The organism is Clostridioides sp. LIBA-7678 (assembly GCF_056716065.1).
Window position 1 is genome coordinate 815,968 of the sequence record NZ_CP196987.1, and the last position, 15,071, is coordinate 831,038.

Here is a 15,071-nt window from a genome sequence, read left to right on the forward strand (position 1 = left end):
ATAATATTAATATGATTTAAATAATTTAATCAATAATATAATATTGGGGGTCTATCGAAATGAAATTATTACCAGAATTAAAATACTCTAAAGATCATGAGTGGGTGAAAGTAATTGATGGAGATGTTGTATATATAGGTATAACAGATTATGCTCAAGATCAATTAGGAGAAATATTATTTGTTGAAACACCAGAAGTAGAAGATACTGTAACTAAGGGAGTAGATTTTGGAGTAGTTGAATCTTCTAAAGTAGCTTCTGACTTAATATCTCCTGTTAATGGTGAGGTATTAGAAGTTAATGAAAAATTAGAAGATGAGCCAGAATGTATAAATGAAGACCCATATGAAAACTGGATATTAAAAGTAAAACTAGCTGATGTTGCTGAACTTGATACGTTATTAAGTGATAAAGAATACGAGGCTGGATTAGAATAATTAAAGATTAGTATATTATTATAATTGGGGAAAGTATAGTAAAATTTGAGTGCACGCAAATTTAGCTATACTTTCCTTTTATAATATATAGAACAAATTGGGAGGGATAGTATGATAAAAGTAACTTTTACACCAAACAATAAAGAAGTTTATTGCAATGAGGGGGATGTGTTATTAGAGGTTGCAAGAAATGCAGATGTATTTATAGATGCTCCTTGTAATGGAAATGTATCCTGTGGTAAATGTAAGGTAAAATTATTGAATGGGAAAGTTGATACAGAAAAAACAAGACATATAACGGATGACGAGTGGGAGCAAGGTTATATATTAGCTTGTTGTACAAAAGTAGTCTCAGATATAGAAATTGAAGTTCCTTCTAAACTATCATCTTCTATGCATGGTATGAAGATAGAAGGTAGTAATAAAAAAGAAGATAGAGAAATTTTTGAAAGAGCTAAAAAGATAATTGAAGAGCATAATCTTCAATTTAAAACAAATATAAAAAAGAAATACATAGAAATGGAAGAACCAAACTTAGACGATAATATAAGTGATGTAGATAGATTAGAGAGATATGTTAGAAATAATTTAGGATATAATGAAATCGATTTTAGACTAGATATACTTAGAAAGATGCCAACAATATTTAGAAAGAGTGATTTTAAAGTTACAATAACTTATGTCCAAAAACAAAAGAAGCTTACAATTATAAATATAGAAGAAGGCAACAAAGAAAATTCATTGTATGGAGTTGCAATAGATATTGGTACAACTTCAGTAGTTGTATGCCTAGTTGACTTATATTCAAAAGAAGTAGTAGATAAAGCTTCTTCTGGAAATGCACAGATAAAATATGGGGCAGATGTTATAAATAGAATTATATATTCAACTAAGAAAAATGGGTTAGAGACACTTAATAAGGCTATAGTTGAAGAAACTATAAATCCTCTATTGAAAACAATATACGAAAGAAATGGCATAAATAAAGAGGATGTAGTTACATTAGTAGCTGCTGGAAATACAACCATGACAAGCTTATTCTTAGGTGTGTATACAGACTTCTTAAGACAAGAGCCTTACATACCTCCATTTTTAAAATCTCCAAAACTTATGGGTGAAAATGTGGGTCTTTTCGTAAATGATAGTGCATATGTGTACTTAGCTCCATCTGTTGCAAGTTATGTAGGAGGAGATATAACAGCAGGTGTATTATCAGCAGGTATATGGTCAAGTGAAGAAAATGTTTTATTTATAGATTTAGGAACTAATGGAGAGATAGTATTTGGTAATCAAGACTATATGATGAGTTGTGCATGTTCAGCAGGACCTGCCTTTGAGGGTGGAGGTATAAGCTGTGGAATGAGAGCATCAGCAGGAGCAATAGAAAAAGTAGCTATTGATAAAGAAACTCTAGAGCCAACACTAAAGATTATTGATGAATGTGCTCCAGTTGGTATATGTGGTTCTGGTATAATTGATTTAATTTGCCAAATGATTACTAAAGGTGTAATAGATAGAAGAGGTAAGATATACAGAGATTTAGATAATAAGAGAGTTAGATTTAATGAGCATGAGATAGGAGAATATGTATTAGCATTTAAAGAAGAATTTGACTTAGAAAATGATATAGTAGTAAATGAAGTTGATATAGATAACTTTATAAGAGCTAAAGGAGCTATATATTCAGGTGCATATACTCTTGTAGATAGCTTAGGTATGGACTTTAGCATATTAGATAGAGTTTATATAGCAGGTGGTATAGGAAATAACTTAGACATAGAAAACTCAATAATTATAGGATTACTTCCTGATATTGACAGAGAAAAATTCACTTATATTGGAAATAGTTCGCTTGTTGGTTCCTACTTAGCTCTTATAAGCAAAGATGCAAAAAATAAGCTTGAAGAAATAGGTAATCAGATGACTTATGTTGAACTTAGTGTATATCCAAGCTATATGGATGAATTTATATCTGCATGCTTCTTACCACATACAAATATAGAGCAGTTCCCAACAGCAAAAAGATTACTTGAAGAGTAAAACATAACTTAAAAGGAATAAATTATGAATAAAAATTTATCTGAAAAAATGAAAATCGCTTTTGATATTAGACTAAATAATTTTGGTAATAAAATAGATTTTGCTTATCCTAATCAGACATTAGCACTTAGTACTACAAGTAATAAATGTAGCTTAAAGTGTGCTCATTGTAATGGTCACTACTTAAACAATATGGTGCCAATAGAAGATTATAAAGAAAAAGTACAATCAAGAAATATAACTAGTTTTTTATTAAGTGGTGGTTGTAGCTATGAAGGAGATGTACCAATAAATACTCATATCAAGGCTATTAAAGATTTAAAAGAGCAGGGATATAGATTGAATGCTCATTTAGGGCTTATGGACAAAGATAGAATTATAGAGTTGTGTAAGTATTTAGATGTAGTTTCTTTTGATTTAGTATTTGATAGAGAAACAATAAGAGAAGTTTATAAGATTGAAAAGAGTAAAGAAGACTACATTGAAGCTTACAATACAATAAGAGAAAATACAGAAGTAGCACCACATATATGTATTGGTTTAAAAGGAGGGCAAATAAAGGGCGAATATGAAATTATAGAATACCTACAAAAAAATCCTCCTAATAAACTTACATTTATAGTACTTATTCCAACAAAAGGGACTGAGTATGAGAATGTAGAGCCTCCTGAGCTAGAAGAAGTAGCAGATATCTTATGTGAAGCTAGAATTAATTTGCCATATACTGAAATTAATCTAGGTTGTATGAGACCAAGAGGAACATATAGAAAAGAGTTAGACCAGTTATCTATAGTGTGTGGAGTTAATAGAATAGTATTACCATCAAAATCTGCTAAGAATAAGGCTATAGAAATGAATATGATAATAACTGAATGTAAGGAGTGTTGCGTTTTATGATTAGACTATCATCTGGGACAGCGATAGAACTTGGGATATTAAACAAAAAAAGCGATATACCTCCTACTACAGCATATATAATGATTGGAGAAAAATGTATAAACAAATGCAGTTTTTGCTCTCAATCAATAGAAAGTAGCACTAGAAAAGATAAGTTATCAAGAGTAGTTTGGCCAGAGTTTCCTAAAGAAGAAATATTGGATGCTTTAAGAATTTATAAAAAAAAAAATATAAAGAGAATATGTATTCAATCAATGGCAAGTGAAGAAGCTCATAAGTCTGTTTTAGATTTTATAAATTATATAAATGAAAAAATAGATATGCCGATTTCATTGTCTGCAAAGTTAGAGAGTGATGAAGAAATAAATAAGTTTTTTTCAGCAGGAGTAGATAAAATAGGAATAGCAATAGATGCAGCAAATAAAGAATTGTATGAAAAAATAAAAGGAAATAATTATGATGAGAAGTTAAAGTTTATAACTGAGATGTCAAAATCATATCCTAATAAAATAAGTACTCATATAATAGTTGGGATGGGTGAAAGTCATGAGGATATATATAATCTATATAATTATTTAAATGAAAATAACATAACGATTAGCTTATTTGCATTTACTCCAGTTAGAGGAACTAAAATGGAAAAAATAAGCCAACCAAATATAGAAAGTTATAGAAGAGTACAATTAATGTCTTATATGATAAATAAAGGCTATTCAAAAGAATGTTTTGAATTTAAAAATGGATATTTAGATAATATCAAACTTGATAATGATATTATAAAAGACATAAACAAAGGTTATCCTTTTGAAATAAGAGGATGTAAGGATTGCAATAGACCATATTATAATGAAAGACCAGGAAGTACTATATACAACTATTCAAGACCTTTAAATCAAAGTGAGATAGATTTAGCTATAAAAGAAATAAATTTATAAATGATTTCTAGGATATATTTGTACTAAAGATGGAGGCGTAATAATCATGAATCAGTGGAGAGTTATACATAATAAATCATATGATGGTGCAATGAATATGGCAATTGATGAAGCTATATTTACTGCATATAAGAAAGGACATAATAAGCCGACACTTAGATTTTATACATGGAAGCCAGCTTGTTTAAGTATAGGATATTTTCAGAAATTGGAAGATGAGATAGATTTGGATAAGTGTAGATGTATGAATATAGATTACACCAGAAGAATTACAGGGGGAAGGGCTGTATTACATGATAATGAGCTAACTTATAGTATAATTATAGGAGAAGAGAACCCTTTAATAGATAAGAGTATTAATCTATCTTATAGATATATAAGTGAAGGTCTAGTTAAAGGCTTGAATTTGGGTGGTATAGAAACTGATAATTTAAATAAAGGCGAGAGAATAAGTAGGGAAAATATATCAGCTGCATGTTTTAATGCACATGCATCATATGAAGTTACCATTAATAATAAGAAGGTTATTGGAAGTGCTCAAAGCAGAAAAGATGGAGTTTTATTGCAACATGGTTCAATAATATTGAATTTCGATGTAGAAAAATTATTCAAATTAATAAAAACTAAAACACCAGAACTCAAGGAAAGGGCTATGAAGTTTACAGCTAAGAAGGCTAGTGGAATAGAAAATGAACTTGGCAAAAAAATAGACATAGATACTCTGCAAGAAAACATAGTAAAAGGATTAGCTGACCAATTTAATGTTGAATTTGTAGAGGAAGATTTGACTGATTATGAGAAGCAATTAGCTAAAGAATTATATGAAAAATATAAGAATGAAGAGTACAATAAAAAGCGTTAACTTTAATTGACTTTATATAAATTAAAGTGCTATACTTAAGGTATAATAATATACGAAAATTGAAATCATGAAGATTTCTTTGGTGTATTGAAATACCTAAGGAAATCTTTTTTTGATTTTTAATAAAAATCATATTAGGAGGAGATTTATATGTGTGAATCATCAGCTTTCATTTGTAAAAGTAATAATGAGTTAGAAAAGGTTATGGAAAATGTGGTTAATATAGACCCTTGTGATGGAAAGATTTATTTAACTGATTTATTAGGAGAGCAAAAGATAATAGATGGGATAATTAAAGAAATAAGATTGATGGACCATAAGATAATAATACAAGAAAATTAATTAATAGGGGAATTTCATATGATAATAGCAGTGATAGATGGAATGGGTGGAGGTATTGGAGCCCAGATAGTTTCTTCTCTGAGAGAAGAATTACCTACATATGTAGAAATTTATGCACTAGGGACTAATTCTATAGCAACTAGTTCTATGATGAAAGCTCATGCTAATAAAGGAGCTACAGGGGAAAATGCTATAGTAGTGTCAGCCAAAAAAGCAAATATAGTAGTTGCACCTATTTCTGTAATAATACCTAATTCTATGATGGGAGAAGTTACTTGTAATATAAGTGAAGCTATTGCAGATAGTGAGGCACTAAAGATACTGTTACCTATTATGCCTGAAAATATAGAGTTAGTTGGATTAGAAGGTAAACCATTAGCACTACTTGTAAAAGATTCTGTAAGTCTTATAAAGAAAGAATTTAATATAAAATAACAGGGGGAATAACTAATGATTTTTGATAGAGAGATTGTAAGATATCATCATGGCAATCATGACCATGACCACTGCCACGAACATATTCATGGAGATATATGTCATGAACATCCACATGACCATGCTCATGACCACGACCACGAACATAGTCATGAGGAATCATCAGAGTCTAAGGATGAAAAAACTTTAAAAATACTTTTAGTACATTGGATAAATCACAATGAAACTCATGAAGAAGGATTTAGAGAGTGGGTTGAAAAGGCTAGAGCAATTGGAAAAGAAGAGACAGCAAAGAGTATTGAAAAAGCTATAGAGTGTATGGAAGAAGCTAATAAGATGTTGCTAGAGGCCAAAAAACATATGTAAATATGATTAATCGCTTATATATTTGATATAGGCGATTTTTACGTTTTTGCTATTTAATTATTGAAATTTCTGTTAAATTTGTAATATATCTTAATGAGTAAATTTTACTGTAAAATTGGGGTGTTCAATGTTAATATACTGTGTATTACTATTTAAAACGAATATTAATGTTAAGATACTCTTAAGACTGTTTAAAATTACTTCGATATTAGATATAATAAAGATTAGTATGATTAAAAGATTTTACTTTAGAGTTTAAAGAATTTATATGTTTATAAGAAGTTTTTATTTAAAAAGGAGATGAGTTATTTATGAAAGACGGTCATATACATTCACCTTATTGTCCTCATGGAAGTAAGGATGATTTTAAAAAATATATACAAAGAGCAATTGCTGTTGGCATAACAGAAATGACATTTACAGAGCATTTTCCATATGCAGATGGATTTAAAGACCCTGCTCCTGAAAATGATAGTTGTATGAGTATTGAAGACTTACCAAAGTATCTCAATGATGTTAAGAAATTGAAGGAAAAATATAAGGATGAAATTAAGATAAATGTAGGGTCGGAAGTAGATTTTATAGAAGGGTATGAAGAAGGAATAAAACAAAACTTAGATAAATATGGAGAAGAATTAGAGGATTCTCTTTTATCAGTACATATAATTAAGATTGATGATGGTTATTATTGTGTGGATTATAGTGTGGAAGAGTTTCAAAATTTGATTGACAAACTAGGAAGTATTGAAGATGTTTATAATAAGTATTATGAGACGTTGATAAAAGCTGTAAATTCGGATTTAGGAATATATAAGCCAAGAAGAATAGGGCATTTAAATTTAGTTAGAAAGTTTAATCAAGTATTCCCATATGATTATGAAGGAAATAAGATTCTTGAAGATTTAATAAAGTTAGTCAAAGAAAAAGGATATGAGCTTGACTACAATGTTTCTGGTAATAGAAAAGAGTACTGTAAAGAACCTTATATAGATGGATACTTATTAAAATTAGTAAAAGAATATGATATTCCGCTAGTTCTAGGGTCAGATTCTCATTGTGCAGAGGAAATAAATAACTATAATATTTTTTAGCGATATTCACATAAAAGACTGTAGATAAGTTTGTATAAAATAAATTTATCTACAGTCTTTTGTAAGTTTGACTAATTTAAAATAATAATGGAAATTAAAACTAATATATTTTATTTGTATGTTCTTATGTTAATTTAGTAATTAGAAATGTTATTTTGTGTTTAAAGCAATTACTTCATAAGTTTATCATTTTCCATTATTATTGGGTCAAGTAATTCTCCTCCTCCTTCTGACATTTTCAATCTATTGAACATATAATTCTTTACATCTTTTTTACTTTTAAATTTAGTAACTTGATAAGGAGCTGTAACTCCATACTTTTCTATAAATAAAATATCATTACTAGTCTTAATACATATACCTGTATGACCTATAAATACATTTTTAGTTTCTGGATAGCGAATAAATCCACATATAATAGACATATTTTTATTATCTCTAAAAGATATTTTTCTCTTTTTCCATTCACTTTTTATTTGTTCTGCATTTTTGCTTATGTCATCTGTGTCTTTAGTTGGTATTGCAGAAAAAAAGTTAATAAATTTTTCTACATCTTTGGGACTAAATTTAGCATCTTTATTGTTCGTTATAGTATCTAAGTCTATATTTAAATCAATAGAGTCTCCAGTAAATTTCTTATTTGAATTTATAAAATCTTTGAAAAGTCTAAAAGCTGTTATTCTACAATTTACGTCCATATAATCAGTGTATTTTTTCATCCAATTATCTTGTAGTTTTTCAAGGTTGTATGGAACTTGTTTTTCATCAGTTGAAGAATATCCTGATTTAGATATGTTTATATTATTTTGGAGTATTTTAACTTGATGTTTGTTATAATTATTAATCGCTTTAATGAATGTATCTATGTCTTGTTTACTAACCTTATTTTCTTCTAAAACTTCTTTTATATTATTTTGAATTTTCTTATCTACCATATTAGAATAAACTAGTTTATTATTCTTGATATTGGAGTATGCAATTATACTTGATAACACTAAGACAACTGAGCATATTACTATTAATAGATTTTTTTTCACTTCTATCTCTCCTTTTTTAATTTATTTTGTCGACATATTTATAGTATATAGTACATTTAATTTTAGCTTCAATATGTTTTTAATTACAAAACTGTTGTAAAAAATATAACGTTATTTAAAACTTTTTTTGAAAATATAAATATATATACTAAGATGGGGTATGTATTTTATGAATATTTAGAAAATTATGCTTAGTATGTTTGATATATTTTGTATAGTAAAAATAAATGAACTGTTGCCAGAATAGATAGATATTTTAGAGTTGATTATTATAAGATTTTAAGTAAATAAGTTGGCTTGAAGTATATACAAACTTTTTATTTTATTAAAAAGATATTTGATTAATCTAATTTTAAGGCTATTAATAAACATAAAAATCTTATTATTTCATTTCAACTATTCCTCAAAAAAGTGATTTTTAAGGAATAGTTGAAATGAAAAGTTTGGTTACATAATAGTAATTTTAGTTACAAGAATGAAACTGTAAAACTTATGACTTTCTTTATATAATTGCATTGAGAATATTTAATTTAGGAGGTAAGATATGAAAGTAAAAAAATTTAAAACTGGTGTAGTCTCAGCATTAACAATTATGATGATAGGAGTATCATTGACAAATGTATCAGCTATGGAATTAAATGATAATAAGGAATTTGAGACTAAATACAATGAGATGAAAAGAGATTTTCAAGAGGAGTATGGAAAAGAAGACAAATTCAATATAACATTAGATGATGAATTTACAAAAGAAGAAGTGAATGGAGCAAAAGGGATTATAAAGACTACTAATAAAGTGAATAATGAAGTAGTAGTATTAAACTATTTCGATGAGATGAAATCTGGAATCGAATTTGAATTGAAGCCAAAAGAAGAAAAAAATGCAATTTTAAGAGACGAATTCCAACAAGGATATGGGAAGGAAGATAAATTTAAAGTTGTGTTAGATGATGAATTTACAAAAGAAGAAGTAAATGGAGCGAAAGGAATTATAAAGACAACAGATAAAGAAACAGGTGAAGTTGTTGTATATAATTACTTTGATGAGCTTGAAAAATAACATTAAATGTAAACACGATTATATTAAAATATAAAATAGTTAAATGTAAAAATGTTGTATCAAAAATATAGGATAACCAAATCTAAAACGATTGTATTAAAAACATAAGATAACTAAATCTAAAAATGATTGTATTAAAAATATAAAATTGCATCAATATAAAATTTAATATGAGGGTGAACTTTATATATTTAGAGTTCACCCTTATAGAAAATATAAAATCTAATTTATTAAATGAAAATTTAAAAAAGTAAGTCTATTTGATTCGTACTGATATCCTATAGAATTTAATCAGTAAAGATTAAAGAGCATTAAAACGAAATGGTATTAAATGTTTACTCCATGCTGAAATAAATTTTTCTATTATGATAAAACAGGATTTTGCAATAATTCTAAACAGTAATATAAGTCAATTTTATAAATATTTACATAGCTTTTTTAATTTCTAGTTTTGATTTTAAGACATCTAAAAATTTGTAACAATCTTCTGGATATATTTCTCCCATGTTTGCGACTTGGAAGATATTAGCATCTAAGAATTTGCCTTTTCCAGGATATACTACATAACCATTTTCCCTTTCTAAATCCAATATAAACTTATTTATATCTATTTCTTTAGGCAAAAACACAGAGGTAACTGTATTAGACATATACTTATCTGGAAGTAAAAATGTTAGACCTAGTTCTTCCATTCCATTTCTTAAAATAGCAGAACATTCTCTATATCTTTCTATTTTATTGTCATCTTCTAAAAACTCAGTTAAAGCTTCATTAAGAGCAAATATTAAAGTGACATTAGGTGTATTTGGTGTTTGAGAGGATGATTTTGCAAGTTTGTAGTGTTTATAAAGACTAAGGTACACATTTTTACATTGATATTCTTTAATATTTTGTAAAATGTTTTCTTTAGCACAAATGTATGCAGATCCTGGAAATGCACCAAGGGCTTTACCACCAACACCAGTTATTATATCTATATTGAACTCATCCACATCAATATATTCTCCTGCAGAAGCACTTATTGCATCCACAAAGAATATTTTATTGTACTTTTTAGCAAGTTTTCCTAGTTCAGGAACTGGATTTATCATACCTGAGCTAGTTTCATGAAATACCATGGCAATTACTTTTATATCAGGGTTCTCAATTATGTATTTTTCTAAAATATCTATATCTGGATATTCTGCCCATTCAAATTTTGGCTTATATGTTTTGACATTATAAGCAGATAATATTTCTTCTAGTCTTTCCCCAAAAACACCATTGCTAACTAATAAAACAGCATCTTCTTTATTGAATATAGAAGACAATACACATTCATTTACAGATGTTCCAGAGCCAGATACAACTAATGAGTAGTAATCAGAAGTTGCGTTATATAATTTATTGATTTTCTTCTGCGTATCCTTGAATAAATCCATAAACTCATCCCCTCTATGGCATATATCATAGTGAAGAAGTGAATTTCTAACCCTATCTGTAACCATTACTGGTCCAGGACTAAATAGATATGTTTTTTTCATTGTAAATCCTCCTCAAAGTTTAATTTTAATTTCTTTATGACTGTTTGTGTGTATATGTTATAAGTTTATGTGTTAATTTAACTAGATTATAGAATAAAATAGTAAATATTGCAATAATATTTTAATTAAAATACTTTTAAAATCATTTTAATTAAAAAATACAAAAAATATTGTAATAAATATTGTATAAATCCACAGAATGATATAAAATATAAATAACTTGAATAGATTTTATATTCAAAAAATAAAAAAGAATTTATTAATTCTGAAAAATAAGGGGGACGTTTAAAGTGAAATATGTATTAGCAATTGACCAAGGAACAACAGGAACAAGAGCAGTATTAATAAATGAAAAATCAGAGTTTGTTTTTAGTGATTATATGGAACATACTCAAATATATCCACAATCTGGATACGTCGAACATGACCCTATAGAAATTTGGAATAATACAAAGACTGTAAGTAATAATGTATTACAGCAAGCTTTTAAAAGTGGAATCAATGAAAGTGACATAAAAGGAATTGGTATAGATAATCAAGGTGAAACAGTAATGCTATGGGATAAAAATACAGGTATGCCTCTTTATAATGCTATTGTATGGCAGTGTAGGAGAACTTATGATTATGTGGAAAATTTAAAGAGGGTGCCAGGTCTAGAAAATAAAATAATAGATAAGACTGGGCTAATTATAGACCCATATTTCTCAGGCACAAAAATTAGATGGGTAATAGACAATGTAAAAGGTGTAAAGGAAAAAATAAAAAATGGAGAAGTGCTTGCAGGAACATTAGATAGTTGGCTAATTTGGAAAATGACAGGAGGAAAATCTTTTTTAACTGATGTATCCACAGCAGCAAGAACAATGCTTTTTAATATAAGAGATATGGATTGGGATAGAGAGTTACTTGATATTATAGGGATACCTAGAAATATTTTAGCAGATATAATGCCTACCAGTGGAGATTTTGGAACTACAAATAAGGAGGCATTTTGTGGTGTCTCTATAAAAATCACTGCATCAATGGTTGACCAACCAGCAGCTTTATTTGGTAATGGATGTTTTGAACCAGGTATGGTAAAAAATACTTATGGCACAGGATGTTTCTTATATATGAATATAGGTGAGGAGTTAAATATAGCAGGTAATGGTATATTGACAACTGTTGCTTGGAAGATAGGTGATAAAGTTACATATGCTTATGATGGAGGTGTATATATAGCAGGTGCGGCGATACAATGGCTTAGAGATGGAATTGGAGTCATAAAAAATTATTCTGAAACTGATGATATGGCAAATTCAATCACAAGTACTGGTGGTGTATATTTTGTGCCAGCGTTTGCAGGTATTGCAGCACCTTATTGGGACCAATATGCTAGAGGTACAATGGTTGGAATAACAGGAAGTACTAAAAAAGAGCATATAGTAAGGGCAACTCTTGAATCTGTTGCACTTCAAGTTAAGGATGTTGTTGATTCCATGAATTTAGCTTCAGGTAAAAATATAAAAATGTTGAGAGTAGATGGTGGAATTACTAAGAATAATTTTACCATGCAATTTCAATCTGACATATTAGATATACCAATTGAAATTGCAGAAAACACTGAAACAACAGTACTTGGTGTAGGCTATATGGCAGGTCTTTCATGTGGTGTTTGGAATAGTATTGATGAGATTAGAAGCGAATTTACAATAAGTAAAAAATATATACCAAATATGACTGAACAAAAAAGAGAAGAAATATTAATTGGCTGGAATCAGGCAGTAAAAAGAGCTATGAATTGGGAAAACGATACCAAAAGATTGTGTGCTAATTAAGGCGCAACAGAAAATTTTACATATACAGGAGGAACTAAATATGCCCTTTGATAAAATTATATTATACATAATGGCTGTGGGTGTGCTTTTAGGAGCGTTAGATAGAATAATTGGGAATAAGTTTGGGCTTGGAGAGCAATTTGAAGAAGGATTTAATTCAATGGGGCCATTAGCTTTAGGAATGGTTGGTATAGTTTGTTTAGCTCCAGTCATTTCAGATGTGTTAGGTCCTATGATAATACCAATCTTCAACCTTTGTGGAGCAGACCCATCTATGTTTGCTACTATTTTAGCAAATGATATGGGAGGGTATCCATTAGCTATGGAACTTGCACATAATAAAGAGGCAGGAATGCTTGCGGGATTAGTTGTGTCATCTATGCTTGGATGTACTTTGGTATTTTCAATCCCAGTAGGATTAGGTCTTATAGAATATGAAGATAGACCCTTTTTTGCAAAAGGATTACTAATAGGGTTAATAACAATACCTTTTGGAGGTGTTGTAGGAGGATTAATAGCAGGGTTTAATTTATCAATGGTAATTATAAATATGATACCAGTGATAATATTGGCAATGGTACTAGCTATAGGATTAAAATTTAATTCTACACTCATGATAAATGGGTCATTAGTCTTTGGGAAGTTTATATCAATATTGATAACAGTAGGATTGGGAGCAGCTGCATTTCAAGAAATAACAGGTATAGTACTCATAAAAGGAATGACACCAATAAGAGAAGGGATTCAAGTTATTGGAAGTATTGCAATAGTATTATTAGGTACTTTTCCAATATTGCATTTGTTAGTTAAAGTTCTTAATAAACCACTTACAATGGTGGGTGAAAAATTAGGCATGGATGCAACTAGTGCAGCAGGATTAGTGTTTACTTTAGCTAATAGTATTCCAGTATATAAAATGATGAAGGATATGAGTCCAAAAGGGAAAGTAGTAAATACTGCATGGTTGGTTTGTGCTACAGCAGCTCTAGGAGACCATTTAGGATTTACAGCAGGAGTAGTACCAGAGATGATTACACCTGTCGTAATTGGAAAGTTGATTGGTGGAGTATTGGCAATTGCACTTGCTATGGTGATGACAAAAGATTTAACTTTAGAAGAAGAACAAAATATTAGAGTGAAGAAAGATGTTGTATGAAACGAGTAGTACTTAAACAGAATTTAAGTCACTTTAAATTAAAAAATCAAATGACTAATAACATAATTAAATAGTTCAAAATAATAAAGTAGCATAAACATTGAAGTAATTGAAAGTATTAAACTAATCTCAAAATAGTAACATAATAAAAAACATAAAGTATTGTTTAGATATAAATGGAGCTAAATAAATAATTATTTGGCTCCTTAACTTTAATCTATTATATCAAGGAATCAAAAACCAATCATATGAACTAATTATCAGCTATGACTAAAGGTATTCCTCTCTGAGAAAATTCTATTATTATATCATGGTCTATACTAGAAGATGTAATAATAGTATCTATATGTTCTATAGGAGCAACTGATGCAAATGAATTTATACCAAACTTAGGAGGTTCAACAACCACTATGGATTTTCTAGACCTTTCAATCATTTTTTTTCTAACAAGTGCCTCTTCTAAATGATAGTCAGAAATACCATTTTCAAGAGTGATACCTCCAGCACCTAAAATAGCTTTATCAACATTAAACTGTTCAATAGCTGACAGTGTAAGTGGACCAGAAAAAGAACCTTCAGTTTCTCTAAGATAACCACCAAGCACGTATACTTTTATATTAGTATTCATAAGTTCATTTGCCACTAAAATTGAGTTGGTTATTACAGTTAGATTTTTTTTATCTTTTAAATTTTTTGAAACTTCAAGGACAGTAGTTCCAGTATCCATAAAAATAGTATCATTTGTATTTATAAACTCACTGCATTTTATGGCAATTTGTTTTTTATCATTTGAGTTTATTTTTTTTCTTTTAACATAGTTGAGTTCTACACTACTTGCTATAACTGGTATAGCACCACCATAGACTCTTTTTAAAAGCCCGATACTTTCCATATGAGCTAAATCTCTTCGTGCAGTTTCTATTGATATGTCAAACATTTGAACGATGTCATTTATTTTAATTATATTATCTGATTCGAGAATACTTAAAATCTTCTCGTATCTTTCTTGTGGTAGCATGGAATATCCTCCTTGGGTTAATATTATTTTAGATTTTGGCATAACTTATGATTAAGTC

The 15,071-nt window shown here is 28.7% G+C and carries 15 protein-coding genes; 12 read left to right on the plus strand and 3 right to left on the minus strand.

The features are described 5' to 3' along the window. Positions 1-59: 59 nt before the first annotated feature. From gcvH to hisJ, 9 genes are all read left to right on the plus strand, one after another. Positions 60-437 (plus strand): glycine cleavage system protein GcvH, encoded by a 378-nt coding sequence (gcvH, locus tag ACTG46_RS04070; protein WP_003418363.1) that lies wholly within the window; start codon positions 60-62, stop codon positions 435-437. Positions 438-548: 111 nt separating this feature from the next. After that, on the plus strand, positions 549-2,477 hold the full coding sequence (acsV, locus tag ACTG46_RS04075) for a corrinoid activation/regeneration protein AcsV (protein WP_054269257.1): 1,929 nt from the start codon (positions 549-551) through the stop codon (positions 2,475-2,477). A gap of 24 nt (positions 2,478-2,501) precedes the next feature. After that, entirely contained in the window at positions 2,502-3,374 is an 873-nt protein-coding gene (gene lipS1, locus ACTG46_RS04080) for a LipS1 family lipoyl synthase (RefSeq protein WP_407813841.1), read from the plus strand. Continuing rightward, positions 3,371-4,309 (plus strand): LipS2 family lipoyl synthase, encoded by a 939-nt coding sequence (gene lipS2, locus ACTG46_RS04085; RefSeq protein ID WP_479923662.1) that lies wholly within the window; start codon positions 3,371-3,373, stop codon positions 4,307-4,309. The genes lipS1 and lipS2 overlap by 4 nt, the downstream gene beginning before the upstream one ends. Before the next feature lie 46 nt (positions 4,310-4,355). Next, a complete protein-coding gene (locus tag ACTG46_RS04090) occupies positions 4,356-5,171 on the plus strand; it encodes a lipoate--protein ligase family protein (RefSeq protein WP_054269260.1) in 816 nt (271 codons plus the stop codon). A 150-nt stretch (positions 5,172-5,321) separates the two neighbouring features. Next, a complete protein-coding gene (locus ACTG46_RS04095) occupies positions 5,322-5,513 on the plus strand; it encodes a CooT family nickel-binding protein (protein ID WP_003418375.1) in 192 nt (63 codons plus the stop codon). An 18-nt stretch (positions 5,514-5,531) separates the two neighbouring features. After that, positions 5,532-5,948 carry a DUF3842 family protein gene (locus ACTG46_RS04100; protein WP_054269261.1) on the plus strand — a complete coding sequence of 139 codons (417 nt, stop codon included), beginning with the start codon at positions 5,532-5,534 and terminating at the stop codon, positions 5,946-5,948. 15 nt (positions 5,949-5,963) lie between these two features. Next, the gene (locus ACTG46_RS04105) at positions 5,964-6,314 is read left to right on the plus strand and encodes a DUF8180 domain-containing protein (protein ID WP_054269262.1); all 351 of its coding nucleotides are present in this window, start codon (positions 5,964-5,966) and stop codon (positions 6,312-6,314) included. Positions 6,315-6,625: 311 nt separating this feature from the next. Then, entirely contained in the window at positions 6,626-7,405 is a 780-nt protein-coding gene (gene hisJ / locus ACTG46_RS04110) for a histidinol-phosphatase HisJ (RefSeq protein WP_054269263.1), read from the plus strand. A 170-nt stretch (positions 7,406-7,575) separates the two neighbouring features. Here the strand turns inward: hisJ and ACTG46_RS04115 are convergent, their stop codons facing one another. Next, complete coding sequence (locus ACTG46_RS04115) at positions 7,576-8,442, minus strand: DUF4300 family protein (protein ID WP_479923663.1); 867 nt, start codon at positions 8,440-8,442, stop codon at positions 7,576-7,578. Between the two features lie 544 nt (positions 8,443-8,986). Between ACTG46_RS04115 and ACTG46_RS04120 the strand changes: the two genes are divergently transcribed. Next, the gene (locus ACTG46_RS04120) at positions 8,987-9,499 is read left to right on the plus strand and encodes a hypothetical protein (protein WP_479923664.1); all 513 of its coding nucleotides are present in this window, start codon (positions 8,987-8,989) and stop codon (positions 9,497-9,499) included. A gap of 425 nt (positions 9,500-9,924) precedes the next feature. On the opposite strand, the gene ACTG46_RS04125 is transcribed toward ACTG46_RS04120, so the two are convergent. Further along, on the minus strand, positions 9,925-11,022 hold the full coding sequence (locus tag ACTG46_RS04125) for a pyridoxal-phosphate-dependent aminotransferase family protein (protein ID WP_479923665.1): 1,098 nt from the start codon (positions 11,020-11,022) through the stop codon (positions 9,925-9,927). Positions 11,023-11,312: 290 nt separating this feature from the next. Between ACTG46_RS04125 and glpK the strand changes: the two genes are divergently transcribed. Beyond that, complete coding sequence (glpK, locus tag ACTG46_RS04130) at positions 11,313-12,839, plus strand: glycerol kinase GlpK (RefSeq protein WP_054269267.1); 1,527 nt, start codon at positions 11,313-11,315, stop codon at positions 12,837-12,839. A gap of 40 nt (positions 12,840-12,879) precedes the next feature. After that, positions 12,880-13,995: an ethanolamine utilization protein EutH gene (locus ACTG46_RS04135; RefSeq protein WP_074179182.1), complete on the plus strand. Its 1,116-nt coding sequence runs from the start codon at positions 12,880-12,882 to the stop codon at positions 13,993-13,995. Positions 13,996-14,248: 253 nt separating this feature from the next. On the opposite strand, the gene ACTG46_RS04140 is transcribed toward ACTG46_RS04135, so the two are convergent. After that, positions 14,249-15,013: a DeoR/GlpR family DNA-binding transcription regulator gene (locus ACTG46_RS04140; RefSeq protein ID WP_054269269.1), complete on the minus strand. Its 765-nt coding sequence runs from the start codon at positions 15,011-15,013 to the stop codon at positions 14,249-14,251. Between the last annotated feature and the right edge of the window lie 58 nt (positions 15,014-15,071).